An 18,995-nucleotide genomic window follows, 5' to 3' on the forward strand; every position below is an offset into this window, starting at 1 on the left:
ATGAATCATATTTTACTGATTGATTTTGGGAGTACTTATACCAAAATTACTGCAGTGGATATTGACAATGAAATAGTATTAGGCACTGCTCGTGGTATAACTACTGTAGAAACTGATATTATGAATGGACTAAATCAGGCGATCGATGCCTTGTTTCTCAAGACGGGTAAACTAAAATTTTCAAAAGTATTAGGTTGCTCTAGTGCAGCCGGTGGATTGAAAATGGTAGCCGTTGGATTGGTGCCTGAGCTTACAGCAGAAGCTGCCAAACGTGCAGCTCTAGGGGCTGGTGCCAAGATCATGGGTGTTTATGGTAATGAATTAAATGAATACGAAATACAAGAAATAGCCCAGTTGCAACCGGAAATTATTCTGTTGGCAGGTGGTACCAATGGCGGTAATAAAGAAGTGATTCTGCATAATGCTAGAATGCTTACCACTCTTGGCAAAGATATTCCTGTCATTGTAGCAGGTAATAAATCGGTAGCGCCTCAAGTAGTCAAGACCTTATTAGAAGCGATGACAGAGGTAGTACATACTGAAAATGTAATGCCGAAGTTAAATGAACTAAATATTGAGCCTGCACGTGAAACCATTCGCAGTGTATTCTTAAGAAGGATTGTGGAAGCTAAGGGGCTCAATAAAGCAAATCAGTTTGTTGATGATGTAGTTATGCCTACGCCGGCTGCGGTATTGAAGGCTGCTGAACTTCTAAGCAAAGGTACAGAATATGAGCCTGGTTTAGGTGACTTAATGGTAGTGGATATTGGTGGTGCAACCACTGATGTATATTCCATTGCCAAAGGTGATCCTACTAAAACCAATGTAGCCTTGCGAGGACTGCCAGAACCCTTTGCGAAACGTACAGTCGAAGGCGATCTGGGGATGCGGTATAGTGCGACAGCTCTATTTAAAGCAGCTGGTGCCAAGAGGATTGCAGATTATGCCAATGTTTCTGCAGAGGATGTGGAGGCATATGTGGAAAAGGTCGAAGCAAATATTGAATATTTACCACAAAATGAGATTGAAAAAAAAGTGGAAATCGCCATGGGGAAAGCTTGTACTTCCTTAGCGGTGGAACGCCATGTCGGACAGCTTGAAACGATATTCACATGTTTCGGTTCTGCTTTTGTACAAAAAGGCAAGGATCTGAGTGATGTTAAGACGGTGGTAGGTACTGGTGGCGTAATTGTCCATCATGAACAGCCTAAAGAAATTTTAAAGGGTGCAGCATACAGTGAAAGTACACCTGAAATGTTAAAGCCTGAGTGTCCGAAGTACTTGATTGATGAAGAGTACATTATGGCATCCATGGGTCTATTGGGTGAAGTATATCCGGATGTAGCAGTAAGAATGATGAAAAAATATATTGTGCGGGGGTAGCAGTAATGGAATTGAAAAATAAAAAGTGGACACATGATCACTTCTATGGTGTACGCGAAGAAATATTGAAACATTGGCCAACGGGTGCTGATGTAAATTTTGAGGAAGCTGTTAAGTATCACGAGACAATCCCAGCTAGAAAACATTTTGCAAAGCGTTTAGTAAAAGCGAAGAAGAATGGTGAAACATTAACTCAGCCCAGAGCAGGGGTTGCATTATTGGATGAACACATTAATCTTTTAAACTTTTTGCGTACAGAGGGAGAAGCGGATCTTCTGCCAACTACGATTGATAGTTATACTCGTCAAAATCAATATGAAAATTGTGCAAATGCAATTGAAGAAAGTATGAAAGCCGGTCGCTCCTTACTAAATGGTTTTCCAGCAGTAAATCATGGAGTTCATGGTGTACGTAAACTGGTAGAAAGTGTAGATGGTCCATTACAAGTACGCCATGGTACACCGGATGCTCGCTTATTAACAGAAATAACGTTAGCAGGTGGATTCACATCCTATGAGGGTGGCGGTATCTCCTATAACATTCCTTATGCTAAAAGTGTTTCGTTAGAAAAAACAATTTATGATTGGCAATATAATGACCGCTTGGTAGGTATTTATGCTGAGCATGGGATTGAAATTAACAGAGAGCCTTTTGGACCTTTAACAGGAACGCTAGTACCACCTTGCATTTCTCATGCAGTGGCCATCATTGAAGGTATTTTGGCAGCGGAGCAGGGTGTTAAAAATATAACATTAGGTTATGGTCAATGTGGTAATCTATTCCAAGACGTTGCAGCGATTAAAGCCTTAGAGCAGTTGGCAGAAGAGTATTTGGTAAAACATGGATATAGCGACTGCGTATTAACTACTGTATTCCATCAATGGATGGGCGGATTCCCGCAAGATGAAGCAAAGGCATTTGCTGTAATTTCTTGGGGCGCAGCAGCTGCTGCCTTGGCAAAGGCTACGAAAGTTATTGTTAAGACTCCTCATGAAGCGTTAGGAATTCCTACAAAAGAAGCCAATGCGATGGGACTTCGTGCAACGAAGCAATTAATCAATATGCTGGCAGACCAACCATTCCCGATGACTGCAGAAGTAGATATTGAAGTGGAAATGATAAAAGCAGAAACACGTTGTATTTTGGATAAAGTTTTTGAACTTGGCAATGGAGATTTTGCATCTGGCAGCGTTCGTGCCTTTGAAGCCGGTGTCTTGGACGTGCCTTTTGCTCCTAGCCAGTATTCCTTGAATAAAATTCTGCCAGCCCGTGATAATAATGGCGCTGTACGATTATTTGATGTAGGAAATCTACCTTTCACACAGGATATTATTGACTTCCATAAAGCTAAAATTGATGCTCGCGCTAAAGAAGAAGGACGTAAAGCAAGTTTCCAAATGGTTATTGATGATATTTATGCGATTTCCAAGGGACGCTTAGTAGGCAGACCTAATAAATAAATCTTAAATTCAGCAAGGCGGCAAAAGGTATTCTGCCTTTTGCCGCCTTGCATAAAAAGGAATGGAGAGTGTAATCATGAAAATTGTAAATGTTGTATGTTCAAAAGGTCGTACTGGTTTTTATTTTGATGATCAACGGGCTATTAAAGCAGGAGCTCAGCATGATGGTTTTAGTTATGTAGGAGAAACGGTTACTCCTGGATTTCATTCCATTCGTCAAACTGGGGAAGCTGTATCGGTAATGATCGTATTAGAAGATGGACAAGTGGCTTACGGCGATTGCGCTGCTGTACAATACAGCGGAGCAGGCGGACGTGACCCATTGTTTTTAGCCGAAGATTTTATTCCTGTGATTGAACAAGAAATTAAACCACGTCTCGTGGGTCGTGAATTAACTTCTTTTAGACAATTGGCAGGAGAAATTGACAGTATGGTTGATGCCAAAACAGGTAAACTAATCCATACTGCACTGCGTTATGGCGTAACCCAAGCAATTTTAGATGCTGTATCCAAAGCAAAACATAAATTGATGTGTGAAGTAGTTGCAGAAGAATATAACACAACTGTTAGTGAAACAGCGATTGATATTTTTACCCAGTCTGGGGATAATCGCTATGATAATGCTGATAAAATGATCATCAAAGGGGCTCAGGTATTGCCTCATGCCTTGATTAATAATGTAGAAGAAAAATTAGGCAAGAATGGTGAATTGTTGCTTGAATATGTTACTTGGTTAAAGAATCGTATACTAAGCTTGCGTACCAGCGATTCTTATAACCCTGTACTGCACATTGATGTTTATGGCACAATTGGTGCTGCATTCGATCTGGATACCGAAAGAATGGTCTCTTATTTCCGTGAATTAGAAAAAGCAGCTGCTCCTTTAAAACTTCGCATTGAAGGTCCGATGGATGTAGAAGATCGCGAAAAACAAATGTTAGCGTTAAAAGAAATTACGGCTCGTTTACACGAAGAAAAGATCAATGTAGAAGTGGTTGCTGATGAATGGTGCAATACGCTGGAAGATATTAAATATTTTGCTGATAATAATGCTGGTGATATGCTGCAAATCAAAACACCGGACTTAGGCGGAATTAATAATACCATCGAAGCTGTTTTATATTGTAAAGAAAAAGGCGTAGGTGCATACCAAGGCGGTACTTGCAACGAAACAGATCGTTCCGCACAGGTTTGTGTACATCTTGCGATGGCAACTAAACCAGTACAGATGTTAGCAAAACCAGGCATGGGCGTGGATGAAGGCATCATGATTGTATATAATGAAATGCAACGTATCTTAGCTGTTCGCCAGGCTCGTAAGGCATAAATATGAGAATGTTAATGCATGAGCAATTAATGTATGCTAGTTATTTTGCACCCAGAGGACGTAATCGTATGTTTGTTTTGGGGCAGCAGATTAGTGAACGTTATTTGTCGCCATTGGATCGTCTAATTGGCATTGTTGGTGGTCCTGGTGCAGGTAAATCTTCCTTAATTAAAGGTATGTTTCCTGGATTAGAATTAACAAATGATGATGATGGTGTAAATGTACGTCCCTTGCCTTTGCTCAAAAATATTGAAAAAGATTTCTTTTCCAGTCATACCTATCATATTGATATTCGTTTTGAGTTGGCATTTACTCAACTTCATGTATTAGCAGATGCTATTAAAAAAGCACTATCTCATGATAAACGGGTCATAGTAGAACATTTTGATCTGTTATATCCTGCTCTGGGGGCAAATGCTGATGTGCTCTTAGGTGTAGGCGGCGAGGTTATTGCTGTTCGTCCTAATGTTTTTGGTCCTTTTCCTCAGGAAATTGCTGATGTGGTTGTAAAGACTTTAAAGTACCGTAAAATGGCTCATACTGCTGAAGATTTGACAGAAAGTATTTTATTGAAAGATTATGGTGCTATCTTGCCTTTTGGTCACAGAGATGTACATCATGGTTTTGTCCTGGAATATCCTGTGGAGATTGATGCCGATCTTAAGGAAGTCGAAAAAAAGGTTAAAGAAATCATTGATGAGGGTTTGAAAGTTTGCTATTCTGACGAGGGGCATATTGAAATTGGTGATGTTTCATGGGCGTGTACGGGACCGCGGACCCATGTGCATAATACGGAAGATATTGAAGGTTTTCGTCTGCTCCATGAGTATAAATATGACCCTAAAACGAAAACCTACCTTATTATTGGCTTGGTAGGACCATTAGAAGAGAATCTTGATGGTTTTTCCAGCATGGTCTTTCATGCATCATTGTAAAAGTGTATAATTAGTTGTAAATGGGTACTGTCTTCTTAAGAGAAGGCAGTACCCATAAGAGCATCAAAATCATAATTGCACAAAGATACATATAAAGAATTTTTCATTAGGAGGTTAGCAAAATGGCAAGTATTGCAAAAACTGCTCAAGCAGGAACCTTAGAATCAAGCGATGTTATGATTACTGTAGCTCCTGGTAACCAAGGAAGCGGTATTGTTATTGAATTAGAAAGTATTGTCTTGGCTCAGTATGGTGAAGATATTAAGTTCATCTTAGAGAAAACGGTGAAGGATCAGGGGGTTACGGATATCTATATTAAGGCGGTAGACCGGGGAGCGCTGGATTGTACCATCTACGCTCGGACTTTGGCTGCATTAAGCCGTGCAGGTGCTGTGCTAAAGGAGGAAATCGCATAATGGATTTAAGAAGAAGTATGTTATTTATTCCAGGAAATAATCCGGGAATGCTGCAAAATGGCGGTGTATTTGGTGCAGATTCGGTTATTTTGGATTTAGAAGATGCTGTGGCTCCCATGGAAAAAGATGCAGCCCGGTTTTTGGTTGCCCAGGCTCTGCGCACTGTGGATTATGGAGCTAGTGAAACTGTGGTTCGGATTAATCCTTTAGATACTTTTGCTGCTGTCGATATTAAAGCCATTGTTCCTTGTTGTCCGGATGCAATTTTGGTGCCGAAAGTAGAAAGTGCAGCCGATATTCATCAAGTGGCTGCTATGATTGCCGCGGCGGAAAAACCAGATCAAGCGCCTGTAAAGATTATTGCTCTATTAGAAACACCTTGCGGGATTGTCGAAGCGTATCATATTGCAAAAGCGGACCCGAGGGTAGTTGCTCTTGCTTTAGGTGCAGAAGATTATACAGCAGGCCTGGGGGCTATGCGTACCAAAGAAGGTACTGAGATCTTTACAGCACGTACCATTGTTATCAATGCAGCTGCGGCTGCAAACGTTCAATCCATTGATACTCCCTATACCGATGCCAATGATGAAGAAGGGCTGCTTACCGATACACAGCTGGCTAAAAGGTTGGGCTTCAAGGGGAAATTGTCCATCAATCCTAGGCAGATTGATGTAATTCATACTGTATTTAACCCTAGTCTAAATGATATTGATTGGGCGCAGCAAGTCATCCAGGCCATTCGTAAGGCAGAGGCCGAAGGATCAGGTGTGGCGTCATTGAATGGTAAGATGGTGGATTTGCCAATTGTAAATCGTGCAGAACGCATCTTACATTTAGCAGAATTGTTAGGTTTGATGGGGGGAGAAAAATAATGAAAAATGCAATTGGACGTGAAATACCTGAAACAATTTCTGGCATAGCAGCAATAAAGCCCTTTGCTGGTGCTTTTGCTACCTCGCCAAAAATGACACGTCAGGCACCTAAAGTCAAAACCATAAAACCTACCGACCGAAAATTAGTCGATAATTTAGTCGAAGTATTTAAAAAAATACCTGTAACTGATGGAATGACCTTATCTTTTCATCACCATTTCCGAAATGGTGATGGCGTTGTAAATATGGTCTTGGCAACTGCGGCGCAGTTAGGATTGAAAAACCTAACCGTTGCTTTAAGTTCTGTCTTTCCTGTACACGCACCGATTATTGAACAGGTTAAAAATGGTGTGGTAACGGGTCTTGATACGAATTATATGTCCGGTCCAGTCGCTCAGGCTGTATCAAAAGGTTTATTTAGCAAACCTGTCGTACTGCGCACTCATGGAGGACGTGGACGAGCGATTGAATGTGGTCAGCTTAAAATTGATGTGGCGTTTATCGCAGCGCCAGCAGCTGATGAATACGGTAATTTAAATGGTGTAGAAGGTCCGGCTGCATGCGGTTCACTCGGTTATGCTTTTCCTGATGCTCAGTATGCAGATTATGTAGTAGCTGTGACGGATTACATAGGTGAATACCCTCTATCACCTATATCCATACCTCAGACGAGGGTAGATTATGTAGTAAAAGTAGAATGTGTAGGGGACCCTAAAGGCATTGTTTCAGGTACGACTCGTATTACTAAAGATCCAGTAGGACTTAAAATTGCTGAAACGGCAGCAAAAGTAATCCAAGCTACTGGACTTATAAAAAATGGGTTTGCATTTCAAACAGGAGCGGGTGGAGCTTCCTTAGCAACGGCTGCTTTTGTCCGAAAAATGATGGAGAAAGACGAGGTTGTGGGGAGTTTTGCATTAGGCGGCATAACTGGATATATGGTGGATATGCTGGAAAGCGGTTTGTTTAAGAAATTGATGGATGTTCAGGGGTTTGACTTAGAAGCGATTCGTTCTTTATCTACCAATCCAAATCACTTAGAAATTGGTGCTGATTTTTATGCAAGTCCATTTAATGCCGGATGCGCCGTTAATCAGCTAGATGTGGTCATTCTAGGGGCTACAGAAATGGACACTGACTTTAATGTGAATGTGGTTACGGGTTCTGATGGTGTTATTATGGGTGGTTCAGGCGGTCATGCGGATGCAGCGGCAGGTGCAAAAGTTACGATCATCGTAGCCAATTTATTACGTGGACGTTTGCCCATTATTGTGGATAAAGTACTTACGGCCACGACTCCAGGTGAAACGATTGATGTTCTTGTTACAGAAAGAGGTGTGGCAGTAAATCCTCTTAGAGCCGATTTAAAAGAAAAATTCCTGGCAGCAGGATTGCCGGTTAAAGATATACAAGAATTAAAACAATTGGCAGAGAAAATAGCCGGAGCCCCTAAAGCAGTAAAGACAGGCGAAAAGATAGTTGCAGTAGTAGAATATCGTGATGGCACGATTATCGATGTTGTGCGCCAAGTGGAGGGCTAGTGATGTTGTGGGGCACTATGGAAGAGCGGGTAATCAATCTTAATAATGCTAGACAGGTTAGTGCCGTGAGAGAGTTTCTCTCTAGATTTTCCTTAACTTTTACTGAACAAGTAGACTATACCATTGCCTTATATAAAGAAGATTCTATTGTAGCGACAGGTTCGTTTTCTGGAGAAGTATTGCGTAACATTGCTATTGATGAGTCGCTGCAGGGGGAAGGTTTGACGTCAGCAGTAGTCAGCCATTTAATGCAGGAAGCAGGACGGCGGGGAATCTATCATTATTTTATTTTCACCAAGCCTGACAAGGCGCATTTATTTAGTGCATTAGGATTTAAAGAAGTTGGGCGGGCAGATCCATATGCAGTGCTTTTAGAAGCTGGTATCGGGTCGATTGATTCGTATTGTAAGGAGATGGCTGCTTTGACAGCCCATCTGCCTTCGGGAAAAAGAGCTGGCTTAGTAGTAAACTGCAATCCTTTTACTTTGGGACATCAGGCGGTAATTGCCAAAGCAGCTAAAGAAAATGCAGCTGTGGTGGTATTGGTAGTCAGTGAAGAGGGATCTGTATTCCCTTTTGACGTCCGCTTTTCTCTGGTTAAGCAAGGATTAGCTGACTATGATAACGTAGTCGTGCTGCCAGGAGGTAAATATATTGTGTCGGCTGCTACGTTTCCTGGCTATTTTACCAAGGGAGACGAAACGGTAACAGCGCAGACAAGGCTGGATGCTACTATTTTTGCTAAGCATATTGCACCTGCCATGGGAATTACTTGTCGGTATATGGGGGATGAACCTTATTGCTTAGTGACAAAGGCTTATAACCAAGCGATGCTCGATATTTTACCACAGCATCGGATTGATGTGCTGGAAATGCCAAGGATTTCTGTTCAAGGAAATGCTGTGAGTGCCTCTAGGGTTCGAGAACTCTTAAGGCAGGAAGAATGGGAGGAGATTCGTACTTTAGTACCGGATACGACTTACCAATTCCTTCGCTCTCCTACAGCAATTCCTATTATAGAAAAAATACAAAGTAGTATATCGAGACATTAATGTATATATTGAAATAAATAAGATAGTCTGTCAGGAATGAATATAGAGATTTGAGTGCTTATTATATAATGCCGTTTATCCCTGTATTCTATTTCTGACGACTAACATATGTATATATAAACACCTTTTAATGCATGATAGATATGTATTTTTCTTACTTGCAAAATAGAAAGAATTTTGCAATAAATTAAAAGAATAATGTATACAAAATACAATTGCCATGCTATAATCAAGTAAAAGAATAGTGGAGGTGCTGTTTTGTGCGCATTGAGCATGATTTTCTAGGAGAAATACAAATACAAGATGAAGTTTATTATGGAGTACAAACGACTAGAGCCTTAGAAAACTTTATTATTACTGGTCATAGAATGAATACTGATTTTATTGCATCTTTTGGTATTGTAAAAGCCGCAGCAGCCAAAGCTAACATGAGAACTGGCCGTATGCCAATCAAAATTGGCAATGCCATTGTGCAAGCAGCGCAAGAGATCATTGAGGGAAAGCTGCATGATCAATTTATAGTGGATTGCATCCAAGGTGGAGCAGGAACTTCCATGAATATGAATGCTAATGAAGTCATAGCGAATCGAGCACTTGAAATCTTAGGTGAGGCAAAGGGAAATTACGCGCTTATTTCACCTAATAATCATGTAAATATGGCGCAATCTACTAACGATGTTATGCCAACAGCTATGCGTATTTGTACCATTACAAAGGCCAAAAAGCTGATTGCTGCATTAGAAGATATGGCAGCTACTTTTACTGTTAAGGGAGATAACTTTAATCATATCTTGAAAATGGGACGTACCCATTTGCAAGATGCCGTACCTATTACATTAGGACAAGAGTTTTATGCATATGCAGAGGCTACAAAACGGGCAATCAAACGCATTAGAGAAAATGTTAAGAATATGCATTTTGTGAATATGGGGGCCACAGCAGTTGGTACTGGTTTAAATGCTGAGCCAGAATATATTGCCTTTGTTGTAGAAGAACTTTCTCGCTTAACAGGTGAAGAAATTCATTCAGCTGATAATTTAGTAGATGCTACACAAAATACAGATCAAATTGCTGAATTTTCCAGTGCCCTCAAAGTTACGGCTTTGGCTTTTTGTAAAATTGCCAGCGATTTAAGACTCATGTCGTCGGGGCCGCGCTGCGGTTTGGGAGAACTTTCTCTTCCTGCAAGGCAGCCGGGGTCATCGATTATGCCTGGCAAAGTAAATCCTGTTATACCCGAAGTTGTGAATCAAGTGGCGTATCAAGTAATTGGTAATGACTTGGTTATTAGTTTAGCTGTAGAAAATGGGCAGTTTGAGTTAAATGTTATGGAGCCAGTCATGGCATATAATCTCTTTAATTCTTTAACGATTTTAACGAATGTAGTAAATACATTAAATCATAAATGCGTGAAAGATATTGAAGCTAATGAAGAGCGCTGTCGTGAAATGATTGATAAGAGTGTGGGAATAGTGACTGCGCTGTTGCCTCATATTGGATATGAGCAATCTTCTGCAATTGCAAAAGAGGCTTTAAAAACAGGAGCATCTGTTAAAGAACTAGTTATTTCTAAAGGCTTATTAACAGCTGCTCAACTAGAAATTATTTTATCACCAAGTGAAATGACACAACCTGGTATCGCTGGAAAACAATTCTTAAAATAAATGAAATGAATATGGTGAATTTACGGTCAAGAAGTGCATTTTTAGTGTATTTTTTGACCGTAACTCGTATGCGAAGGCTATGTATAGAGTTGCGTTACTATAAAAAAAGTTATATAACGCAAATATTCTATAAAATTTATATTATTGTGATAGAGTGAGTGGTTTACCTGAAAACTTTGTGATATAATACACTTGAATATTAGAATAGGGGGATGAGCATGCGTACAATTGAGGTAGAGCAAATTACTCAGGCGATAGCAAAAATGTGCATGGATGCTTGCTATTATTTGTCCGAGGACGTGTATGACGCTTTAGTGTCAGCTGGAAGAAAAGAAGAATCGGCTTTAGGTAAAGAAATTATTGGAAAGCTGGTAGAAAACGCCAATATTTCTAGAAATGAACAAAGACCTATTTGTCAGGATACTGGTATGACAGTAGTGTTTATTGAAGTAGGACAAGATGTTCATTTGGTAGGTGGAAGTTTGGAAGAGGCAGTAAATGCCGGTGTTGCTAAAGGTTACACAGAAGGCTATTTGCGTAAGTCTGTAGTGGCCGAGCCTTTGTTTAATCGTAAAAATACTACAAACAATACTCCTGCGATTTTACATACTAGCATTGTGCCTGGTGACAAAGTTAAAATTAAACTAGCACCTAAAGGTTTTGGCAGCGAGAATAAAAGTGCCTTAAAAATGCTTGTACCTGCTGATGGTGTTGAAGGTTTGAAAAAAGTTGTTCTTGATACGGTAAAAACAGCGGGACCTAACGCCTGTCCTCCGATGGTCATTGGCGTAGGTGTAGGCGGAACCATGGAAAAGGCTACAATACTCGCTAAAAAGGCTCTTTTGCGTTCCGTCAACAAACGCAATGATCATCCTGAATATGCAAAATTGGAAGAAGAATTATTAGAGATGGTTAACAAAACAGGTGTAGGTCCTCAAGGATTAGGTGGGGTAACGACTGCTTTAGCAGTAAATGTTGAATATTTTGCTACCCATATTGCGGGTTTACCAGTTGCTGTTAATATTAATTGCCATGCCACACGGCATGCTGAAGTTGAACTTTAGGAGGTGTAGAGAAGATGGCAGAAGTAAAACGTATTACCACTCCATTAACAAAAGAAATGGCTCGTTCCTTAAAAGCTGGTGATAGTGTGTTAATTACTGGAACGATCTTTAGTGCTCGTGATGCAGCTCATAAGGTAATGACAGAAGCTCTTGATCGAGGCGAAAAATTACCTGTAGATTTTACAAATCAAATCGTATACTATTTGGGGCCTACGCCGGCAAAACCAGGAGATCCTATTGGTTCAGCTGGTCCGACCACTGCTGGACGTATGGATAAGTATACACCACAAATGATTGAACAAGGTCTTAGTGGTATGATTGGTAAAGGATATCGCTCTCCAGAAGTAGTAGAAGCTATGAAAAAAAATAGTACCGTGTTCATGGTAGCTATTGGCGGTGCAGCAGCTTTGATTGCAAAAACCATTAAAGCCTATGAGGTGTTAGCATATCCTGAATTGGGCGCAGAAGCATTAGCTAAGCTTACAGTAGAAGATTTTCCAGCAATTGTAGCGATTGACTGTGATGGCAATAACTATTACGAAGAAGGTCAAAAGCCCTATCGCAAAATATAATCATCAATTTAGGTTATAGAGCGCTCTTGAGTAGGACAAGCTAAGATAGCTGAAAAGTGTTTACAAATTGAAAGGGCCAAGTTGCACGGGGTCTGCTGCTGATAAAGGAGAGGCCTAGAGTTACTTGGTCCATAGGATAAAACTTTTCTGCTGAGTAAAAAAGACATTTGCGAATAAATTCACATTTATGTAAATTTATTAAAGGAAAAAGTGACGCAGTGTCGAAATAGCTTTATTTGTACAGTGTGTTGGTATGTATTTTATACCAACTATGTAAATATTACAGGAGGTAAAAGCATGAAGAATTTTGATTTTTGGATTCGTCGTATTCATTCTCTATCTGGTGTTATAGCATTGGGTGCATTTTTATTGGAGCATATATTTACTGTATCAACAGTAATGGGGGGCCCTGCGAATTTTGATAAATCCGTAGCGGCACTTGCAAATATACCTTTTTTGGTTCCAATTGAAATCATCGCAATCGGATTGCCAATTGCTTTTCATGGTATTTTAGGTGTAGTGTATGCTTTAAAAGCTAAAAATAACCCGCTTCGTTATGGTTACTGGAACAATTGGATGTTCTACTTACAACGCATTACTGCTTATATTGCCTTTATTTTCATTATCTGGCATGTATGGACATTGCGTATTGTTGGTAAAGCAATGGGCGGTCATCTGATTGGTTATGACTTTATGCATAAAGTATTGTCTGATCCTTTGACTTTCGGATTTTATGTGATTGGTCTATTATCTTCCGTTTTCCATTTTACCAATGGTTTGTTTGGTTTCTCAATTACTTGGGGAATTGTATCAGGACCTCGTGGACAACGTATTGTAAGTGTAGCAACTTTGGCATTATTTGTACTCATCTCTAGTGTAGGACTTACAGCTCTTACACATTTTGTGAAATAATTTAACGTAAGGAGAGAGCTTAGTGAAAAAGAAAATTATAGTTGTTGGCGGCGGTTTATCCGGCCTCATGGCAACACTTAAAATTTGTGAAGCTGGCGGAGAAGTAGAATTATTCTCGTATTGTCCGGTAAAACGTTCTCATTCCCTTTGTGCACAAGGCGGTATGAATGCTTGTATGGATACAAAGGGTGAAAATGATAGTGTCCATGAACATTTTGATGATACTGTTTATGGTGGTGACTTCCTTGCCGACCAGACTGCAATAAAAGGCATGTGTGAAGCCGCTCCAAAATTAATTAAAATGTTCGATCGTATGGGTGTTACATTTACTCGTACACCAGAAGGTTTACTTGACCTTCGTAATTTTGGTGGTCAGAAAAATAAACGTACTTTGTTTTCTGGTTCCACAACAGGTCAGCAACTTCTTTATGCACTTGACGAACAAGTTCGTGCATGGGAAGTAAAGGGTGCTGTTAAGAAATATGAATTCTGGGAATTCATTAAAATTATTAAAAATAAAGAAAGCGTTTGCCGCGGTATTGTAGCACAAGACATGAATTCTATGGAAATCAAAGCTTTCCGTGCTGATACGGTTATCCTTGCAACAGGTGGTCCTGGTATGGTATTTGGTAGATGTACTGCTTCCACAATCTGTAATGGTTCAGCAGTATCTGCTGTATATCAGCAGGGTGCTCTTATTGGTAACCCTGAATTTATTCAGATTCATCCAACAGCTATTCCTGGTTCAGATAAAAACCGTTTGATGTCTGAAGCTTGTCGTGGTGAAGGTGGACGTGTTTGGGTATATAAAGATGGTAAGCCATGGTACTTCTTAGAAGAAATGTACCCTGCATATGGTAACCTTGTACCTCGTGACGTAGCATCTCGTGCTATTTACGATGTATGCGTAAATCAAAAACTTGGTATTAATGGTGAAAACAAAGTATATCTTGATCTTTCTCATATTCCAGCAGATTACCTTGAACGTAAATTAGGCGGTATTTTGGAAATATATTCGGAATTCGTTGGCGATGACCCACGTAAAGTTCCAATGCAAATTTATCCATCCGTTCATTATTCCATGGGCGGTATCTGGGTAGATGCAAAACATAACACAAACATTCCTGGTCTTATGGCATCTGGTGAATGTGACTATCAATATCACGGTGCAAACCGTCTTGGTGCAAACTCACTTCTTTCCGCTGCTTATTCTGGTACTGTTTCCGGTCCCGAAGCTATGCGCTGGGCTAAAGAAGGAGAAAGAGGTTCAGAACTTACTGATGAAGAGTTAGCAAAAGCAGCAAAAGAATGTCGTGAAGAGTATGAAGCTATCTTAAAAATGGATGGGTCGGAAAATGCGCATGAACTTCACCATGAACTTGGTGAGGTAATGAACAAATACGTTACCATTGAACGTGTAAACAAAGACCTTGATTATTGTTTCGATGAAGTAAAGAAAATTCTTAAACGTTGGGATAATATCGGTATAGGCGATAAATCAAACTGGGCAAACCAGGAAGGTATGTTCGCAAGACAGCTTCGCAATATGATTATTTATGCTTTAGTTGTAACAAGAGCAGCACGTATGCGTGATGAAAGCCGTGGGGCTCACTATAAACGCGAGTTTCCAACCCGTGATGACGAACGCTTCATGAAAGTAACAGTCGCTGAGTATGACCAGGCAACAGAAGAGCCTAAGATCAGTTATGCTGATTTTGATCATTCATTGGTTAAACCCCGTCCTCGTAACTATGCTGTTGCTAAGAAAGAGTAAGAAGGAGGTAAATAATAATGGCAGAAACAAAAAAAGTACATTTTATCATAGAAAGACAAGATGGTCCTAATTCCCAGCCCTATACAGAAGAGTTTGAAGTTGACTATCGTCCTGCGCTTAATGTCGTTGCATCTCTTATGGAAATTCAAAAGAACCCTGTAACAAAAGACGGCAAAAAGACAACTGCTGTTGTTTGGGAATGTAACTGTCTGGAAAAAGTTTGTGGTGCTTGCATGATGGTTATCAATGGTAAAGCACAACAGGCTTGTGCTGCTCTAATTGATCATCTAGAACAACCAATTCGTTTAAGTGCTTCTAGAACCTTCCCGGTTGTCCGTGACCTTATGATTGACCGTTCGGTAATGTTTGAAAGTTTAAAACGCATACATGGATGGGTAGATGTAGATGGAACTTGGGAAGTTCATAATGATGCTCCGCGTCAGAATCCAAAAACTGCAACTACAGCTTATGAAATTTCTCGTTGCATGACTTGCGGTTGTTGCATGGATGCTTGTCCAAATGTAAATCGGGGCTCCGAGTTCATTGGGCCTGCTCCTATTGCACAAGCACATCTCTTTAATCTGCACCCAATTGGTGAATATCAGAAAGAAGAGCGCTTGGATGCATTGATGGAAAAGGGCGGATTGGCAAGTTGCGGCAATAGCCAAAACTGCGTACAAGCATGCCCTAAAGATATTAAGCTGACTGAGTATATTGCGAAACTAAATCGTGATACGAATAAGCAAGCACTTAAGAGCTTGTTTAATAAGTAAACTAGAGGCCATTAGCAAGTTCTCATGTATCCGCAAAAGTAAGTAATTTACCACCGGGATATATGCAGATTTTTAGAAAATATTATTGACATAATAATTAAATTATGTTATTATATTATTTGTGAGTTGGCTGTAGCCGAGAATAATGCTCGGCTACAGTTGATTTATGAGTAGACATAAAAATACTTTCAAAAAAAGTATTTGACAATCTCATTGGAATATATTATAATAGATAATGTGATTAACGGGGCGTGGCTCAGCTTGGTAGAGCACCTGGCTTGGGACCAGGGGGTCGCAGGTTCGAATCCTGCCGCTCCGACCATCAAAAATTAGTATCCAATTTATGTGCGGGTGTAGCTCAATGGTAGAGCGCTAGCCTTCCAAGCTAGTTACGAGGGTTCGATTCCCTTCACCCGCTCCATTTATTTCAAAAAAATATGTGCTTGTAGCTCAGCTGGATAGAGCAACGGCCTTCTAAGCCGTGGGTCGCACGTTCGAATCGTGCCAGGCACACCATTGAATTCAACAATAGCAAGGCTTCTGAGATTCGGAGTCGTGCTATTTTTATTTTAGGTGTGCAACAGGTGTGCAATAAAAGATAAATATATTAGACTATTCCTGATTTGGGATAGTCTTTTTTTATTTCAATAAAGCATTTGCAATTTTATCAGCAATCAGTTTAGAATTCTCCGGGATAGCGTGGGAATAAATATCAAGGGTAGTAGATACTCGTGCATGTCCTAAAGCTCGGGAGACGTCCGTTATGGGCACATTAGCGGCTAATAAAGTAGTGGCGTATGTGTGGCGAATTACGTGAAAGTTCTTTGGAGTGAACCTTTTCCATTTTTTCTCTTTATCTTCTCTACACTCTTCTAAAATAGTTTCAAGCTTTTTCTTTACACTCATAGGTTTTGGAATAAAATCATTCATTGCAAATTCAACATCCATCTGTAAACGATTCCAGAAACGTCGTAAGAAGTTTTGCGGTGATAAGGGAGAGTGTTTATTTGTTACAAAAACTAGATCGTCCTCTCCTGGATAATTTTCTCTGCTTTCGTTCCATAGTTTTTCATATTCTTTTAAAGCTTCAGTAGTTTGTAATGGTATTGTAATTCTTCTCTTACTATTTTTTGTTTTAGGAGGTTCAAAAATGATACCTTTTTTATTAGTGGATTGCAGGGTTTGTCGAACATGCACTTCATTGGTGGTCAGATTGATGTCTTGCCAACGAATTCCTAGTAATTCGCCGAGACGCATACCGCTAGTAAAAGCTAATAATAAAATAGGATAAAACCGATTACTCTTAGCTTGCGTTAATAGTAGATCTACTTCACGAGAAGTAAATACTTGAATTTCATCTCTTGCAACTTTAGGCGTATCTACTAAGTTTGCAGGATTAGTTTGAATATAGCGGTTAATTATTGCTCTGTCTAATGCGGATCGAATTAAATTATGAACCTTCTTCCGTGTCTCTCCAGAGAATCCTTCCTCTTGTAAATCGTTGTATAGGCCCTGTATATTGTCAGGGGTTAGTTTTTGTACAGGCATATTCCAAAGGGGCTCTACGTGGTTGATTAGAGAGGTATACCTTTCATATGTACGTTGTCGCACTTTACTTTTAGCGTAGATTTCTACCCAGGACACAAGTAAGTCATGAAGTAGCAGAGTACTAGGTTCTATGTGTTGATTCCTGCCGATCAGTAGCCTCTGTTCATTCAGCCAGTCTTTTACAACGTCTTCATTCTTACTAGCTTTAGTGATACGTTTACCCGCGGGAGTAACCAGCATAGCGCGGTATAGCTCTTTTTTCTCATCATAATAGAATGATCCTTCACCGTTTGCACGTTTGTTTGCCATTTACATATCCTCCTAATTTATAATTAAGACACAGCTTGTCCATTGTGACAGGGCTGTGTCTTTCTTTATGTGATCCTATCTGTTCTTTAAATACATTAATTGGCGGGGAACTCCGCGGATTAATGCAAGCTGAGACAGGGAAATATCTTGGTGCTCACAAAGCAAATAATCCGGCAATAGGAGTTCTACGGCAAATGTATTAGCTTCGCGTTCAATTTTTGACACTGAAAATAATGTGCTTCTTTGAAGAAATGGAGTATTAACTGCTGGATGTAGAATAGAATGAGCCAACTCATGAGCACATGTAAACTGTTGATCCAGTTCAGTAAGTTCTTGATTTATGTGAATGGTCTTAATGCGTTTATAAGTACTAAAATATCCCAAGGTGTCTTTAAGCCTCTCAAATTGGATATTTACGCCCATTTCCCTAGCGATTTGGAAAGGGCAATTTGTGTTGTATTTCTTCATTAATCTTTCTGCCGCCATTTTTTCTTTACGCATTATTGATTTATTCCTCCTTTCTATATTTTTTAGGAGTAAATTTTTTCTTGGCCATCTGCTTGGCAAGACGCATGGAGTTTTCCAAAGAGATACGTAATAACTCCTTGCTTTCCTCGTCCAAAGGTTCACCATCATAGAAAGACATAGCTTCACGGCTCTCTAGATTAGAGAGCATTTTTTCTAAGTCGCGAGCAATGTCGCGCTCTTCTTTTGGCGATAGGGAAGATGAATTTTTGTATTTAGTAGAAAGCTCTTTATTTTCTAGATTTAAATCATTTTTATGAAAAGATTTAAATGGTTCGTCATATGGCCTATTATATTCATACTTGAATATTTTTGAGTGTAAGTCTAAAAAGTCAAAAAAATAATTAATTATATTTTCTTTAATATTTTCCCTTCTTATGTTGTTAAGCATTGTTTCAAGCATCATTGCGAAATCTTTATAAGTTAACAGCGTATTGTCGTCAAGTGCTTCCGCTAGAAGAATAGGATCAATGCTTAATTTAAGAGATAATTCATCTATGGATAGTTTTTCTTTTTGCAACTTTTCATTAACCATGCACTTAAACTCATTGAGTATTTTCCTGAAAAAATCATTTTGATTAGTTCCAATTAAATAATCAATTGATACGTCGAAATAATCAGCAACTTTTTGTAGCTTATCTATTGAGGGGGAGCTTTTGTCCCAATTTCGAATTGTTCCTCTACCAAGACCAATTTCGCGCTCCAAGCCTATTAGAGTAGTGTTTTCTCTACTGCAAAGTTTCTGGATAGTATCAATTAAAGACATGATAATAGACTCCTTTCTTCAAGTATAGTGCTAAATAATCTATTTCAAGTATTGACAAGTAGATTATTTAGCACTATACTTGCATTAATAGCTTAAATATTG

Annotated in this window: 17 protein-coding genes and 3 tRNA genes; 17 read left to right on the top strand and 3 right to left on the bottom strand. The window is 39.6% G+C overall.

Going from position 1 to position 18,995, the window contains the following annotated elements; translation table 11 throughout:
* The 17 genes from glmL (at position 1) to JBW_RS07620 (ending at position 16,261) form a co-directional block, all read left to right on the top strand.
* Positions 1-1,383, top strand: coding sequence for a methylaspartate mutase accessory protein GlmL (glmL, locus tag JBW_RS07540; RefSeq protein WP_007959624.1), 1,383 nt, complete (start codon positions 1-3; stop codon positions 1,381-1,383).
* Between the two features lie 5 nt (positions 1,384-1,388).
* Positions 1,389-2,843 carry a methylaspartate mutase subunit E gene (locus tag JBW_RS07545; protein ID WP_007959625.1) on the top strand — a complete coding sequence of 485 codons (1,455 nt, stop codon included), beginning with the start codon at positions 1,389-1,391 and terminating at the stop codon, positions 2,841-2,843.
* A 76-nt stretch (positions 2,844-2,919) separates the two neighbouring features.
* On the top strand, positions 2,920-4,170 hold the full coding sequence (locus JBW_RS07550; RefSeq protein WP_007959626.1) for a methylaspartate ammonia-lyase: 1,251 nt from the start codon (positions 2,920-2,922) through the stop codon (positions 4,168-4,170).
* Positions 4,171-4,199: 29 nt separating this feature from the next.
* Positions 4,200-5,105 carry a hypothetical protein gene (locus tag JBW_RS07555; protein ID WP_007959628.1) on the top strand — a complete coding sequence of 302 codons (906 nt, stop codon included), beginning with the start codon at positions 4,200-4,202 and terminating at the stop codon, positions 5,103-5,105.
* Positions 5,106-5,227: 122 nt separating this feature from the next.
* Positions 5,228-5,521, top strand: a complete 294-nt coding sequence (citD, locus tag JBW_RS07560) for a citrate lyase acyl carrier protein (protein ID WP_007959630.1) — start codon at positions 5,228-5,230, stop codon at positions 5,519-5,521.
* Positions 5,521-6,393 (top strand): HpcH/HpaI aldolase/citrate lyase family protein, encoded by an 873-nt coding sequence (locus JBW_RS07565; RefSeq protein WP_007959631.1) that lies wholly within the window; start codon positions 5,521-5,523, stop codon positions 6,391-6,393. Before citD ends, JBW_RS07565 begins: the two co-directional genes overlap by 1 nt.
* Positions 6,393-7,934, top strand: coding sequence for a citrate lyase subunit alpha (gene citF / locus JBW_RS07570; RefSeq protein ID WP_007959632.1), 1,542 nt, complete (start codon positions 6,393-6,395; stop codon positions 7,932-7,934). Before JBW_RS07565 ends, citF begins: the two co-directional genes overlap by 1 nt.
* Before the next feature lie 2 nt (positions 7,935-7,936).
* The gene (gene citC / locus JBW_RS07575; RefSeq protein WP_007959633.1) at positions 7,937-8,986 is read left to right on the top strand and encodes a [citrate (pro-3S)-lyase] ligase; all 1,050 of its coding nucleotides are present in this window, start codon (positions 7,937-7,939) and stop codon (positions 8,984-8,986) included.
* A gap of 260 nt (positions 8,987-9,246) precedes the next feature.
* Positions 9,247-10,650 carry an aspartate ammonia-lyase gene (locus tag JBW_RS07580; protein ID WP_007959634.1) on the top strand — a complete coding sequence of 468 codons (1,404 nt, stop codon included), beginning with the start codon at positions 9,247-9,249 and terminating at the stop codon, positions 10,648-10,650.
* Positions 10,651-10,868: 218 nt separating this feature from the next.
* Positions 10,869-11,714 (top strand): fumarate hydratase, encoded by an 846-nt coding sequence (locus tag JBW_RS07585; RefSeq protein ID WP_007959643.1) that lies wholly within the window; start codon positions 10,869-10,871, stop codon positions 11,712-11,714.
* Positions 11,715-11,728: 14 nt separating this feature from the next.
* Positions 11,729-12,286 carry a Fe-S-containing hydro-lyase gene (locus JBW_RS07590; protein ID WP_007930657.1) on the top strand — a complete coding sequence of 186 codons (558 nt, stop codon included), beginning with the start codon at positions 11,729-11,731 and terminating at the stop codon, positions 12,284-12,286.
* A 297-nt stretch (positions 12,287-12,583) separates the two neighbouring features.
* Positions 12,584-13,198: a succinate dehydrogenase cytochrome B558 gene (locus JBW_RS07595; protein ID WP_007959645.1), complete on the top strand. Its 615-nt coding sequence runs from the start codon at positions 12,584-12,586 to the stop codon at positions 13,196-13,198.
* 22 nt (positions 13,199-13,220) lie between these two features.
* On the top strand, positions 13,221-14,972 hold the full coding sequence (gene sdhA / locus JBW_RS07600) for a succinate dehydrogenase flavoprotein subunit (protein WP_007959646.1): 1,752 nt from the start codon (positions 13,221-13,223) through the stop codon (positions 14,970-14,972).
* Between the two features lie 17 nt (positions 14,973-14,989).
* Entirely contained in the window at positions 14,990-15,745 is a 756-nt protein-coding gene (gene sdhB / locus JBW_RS07605) for a succinate dehydrogenase iron-sulfur subunit (RefSeq protein WP_007959647.1), read from the top strand.
* A gap of 245 nt (positions 15,746-15,990) precedes the next feature.
* Positions 15,991-16,067: transfer RNA gene (locus tag JBW_RS07610), tRNA-Pro, on the top strand.
* Positions 16,068-16,092: 25 nt separating this feature from the next.
* Positions 16,093-16,166, top strand: a tRNA-Gly gene (locus JBW_RS07615).
* A gap of 18 nt (positions 16,167-16,184) precedes the next feature.
* Positions 16,185-16,261 (top strand) — tRNA-Arg (locus JBW_RS07620).
* Positions 16,262-16,384: 123 nt separating this feature from the next.
* Here the strand turns inward: JBW_RS07620 and JBW_RS07625 are convergent.
* From JBW_RS07625 to JBW_RS25250, 3 genes are all read right to left on the bottom strand, one after another.
* Entirely contained in the window at positions 16,385-17,602 is a 1,218-nt protein-coding gene (locus JBW_RS07625) for a tyrosine-type recombinase/integrase (RefSeq protein ID WP_007959648.1), read from the bottom strand.
* Positions 17,603-17,677: 75 nt separating this feature from the next.
* Positions 17,678-18,103: an ImmA/IrrE family metallo-endopeptidase gene (locus tag JBW_RS07630; RefSeq protein ID WP_007959649.1), complete on the bottom strand. Its 426-nt coding sequence runs from the start codon at positions 18,101-18,103 to the stop codon at positions 17,678-17,680.
* 7 nt (positions 18,104-18,110) lie between these two features.
* The gene (locus JBW_RS25250) at positions 18,111-18,893 is read right to left on the bottom strand and encodes a helix-turn-helix domain-containing protein (RefSeq protein ID WP_007959650.1); all 783 of its coding nucleotides are present in this window, start codon (positions 18,891-18,893) and stop codon (positions 18,111-18,113) included.
* Positions 18,894-18,995 lie beyond the last annotated feature (102 nt).

Source organism: Pelosinus fermentans JBW45, from assembly GCF_000271665.2.
Lineage (GTDB): Bacteria > Bacillota > Negativicutes > DSM-13327 > DSM-13327 > Pelosinus > Pelosinus baikalensis.

What these genes read in the sequence shown, in the direction of transcription:
- glmL (WP_007959624.1), top strand. Translation starts at nt 1, where the DNA reads ATGAATCATATTTTACTGATTGATTTTGGGAGTACTTATACCAAAATT.
- JBW_RS07545 (WP_007959625.1), top strand. Translation starts at nt 1,389, where the DNA reads ATGGAATTGAAAAATAAAAAGTGGACACATGATCACTTCTATGGTGTA.
- JBW_RS07550 (WP_007959626.1), top strand. Translation starts at nt 2,920, where the DNA reads ATGAAAATTGTAAATGTTGTATGTTCAAAAGGTCGTACTGGTTTTTAT.
- JBW_RS07555 (WP_007959628.1), top strand. Translation starts at nt 4,200, where the DNA reads ATGTATGCTAGTTATTTTGCACCCAGAGGACGTAATCGTATGTTTGTT.
- citD (WP_007959630.1), top strand. Translation starts at nt 5,228, where the DNA reads ATGGCAAGTATTGCAAAAACTGCTCAAGCAGGAACCTTAGAATCAAGC.
- JBW_RS07565 (WP_007959631.1), top strand. Translation starts at nt 5,521, where the DNA reads ATGGATTTAAGAAGAAGTATGTTATTTATTCCAGGAAATAATCCGGGA.
- citF (WP_007959632.1), top strand. Translation starts at nt 6,393, where the DNA reads ATGAAAAATGCAATTGGACGTGAAATACCTGAAACAATTTCTGGCATA.
- citC (WP_007959633.1), top strand. Translation starts at nt 7,937, where the DNA reads ATGTTGTGGGGCACTATGGAAGAGCGGGTAATCAATCTTAATAATGCT.
- JBW_RS07585 (WP_007959643.1), top strand. Translation starts at nt 10,869, where the DNA reads ATGCGTACAATTGAGGTAGAGCAAATTACTCAGGCGATAGCAAAAATG.
- JBW_RS07590 (WP_007930657.1), top strand. Translation starts at nt 11,729, where the DNA reads ATGGCAGAAGTAAAACGTATTACCACTCCATTAACAAAAGAAATGGCT.
- JBW_RS07595 (WP_007959645.1), top strand. Translation starts at nt 12,584, where the DNA reads ATGAAGAATTTTGATTTTTGGATTCGTCGTATTCATTCTCTATCTGGT.
- sdhB (WP_007959647.1), top strand. Translation starts at nt 14,990, where the DNA reads ATGGCAGAAACAAAAAAAGTACATTTTATCATAGAAAGACAAGATGGT.
- JBW_RS07625 (WP_007959648.1), bottom strand. Translation starts at nt 17,602, where the DNA reads ATGGCAAACAAACGTGCAAACGGTGAAGGATCATTCTATTATGATGAG.
- JBW_RS07630 (WP_007959649.1), bottom strand. Translation starts at nt 18,103, where the DNA reads ATGCGTAAAGAAAAAATGGCGGCAGAAAGATTAATGAAGAAATACAAC.
- JBW_RS25250 (WP_007959650.1), bottom strand. Translation starts at nt 18,893, where the DNA reads ATGTCTTTAATTGATACTATCCAGAAACTTTGCAGTAGAGAAAACACT.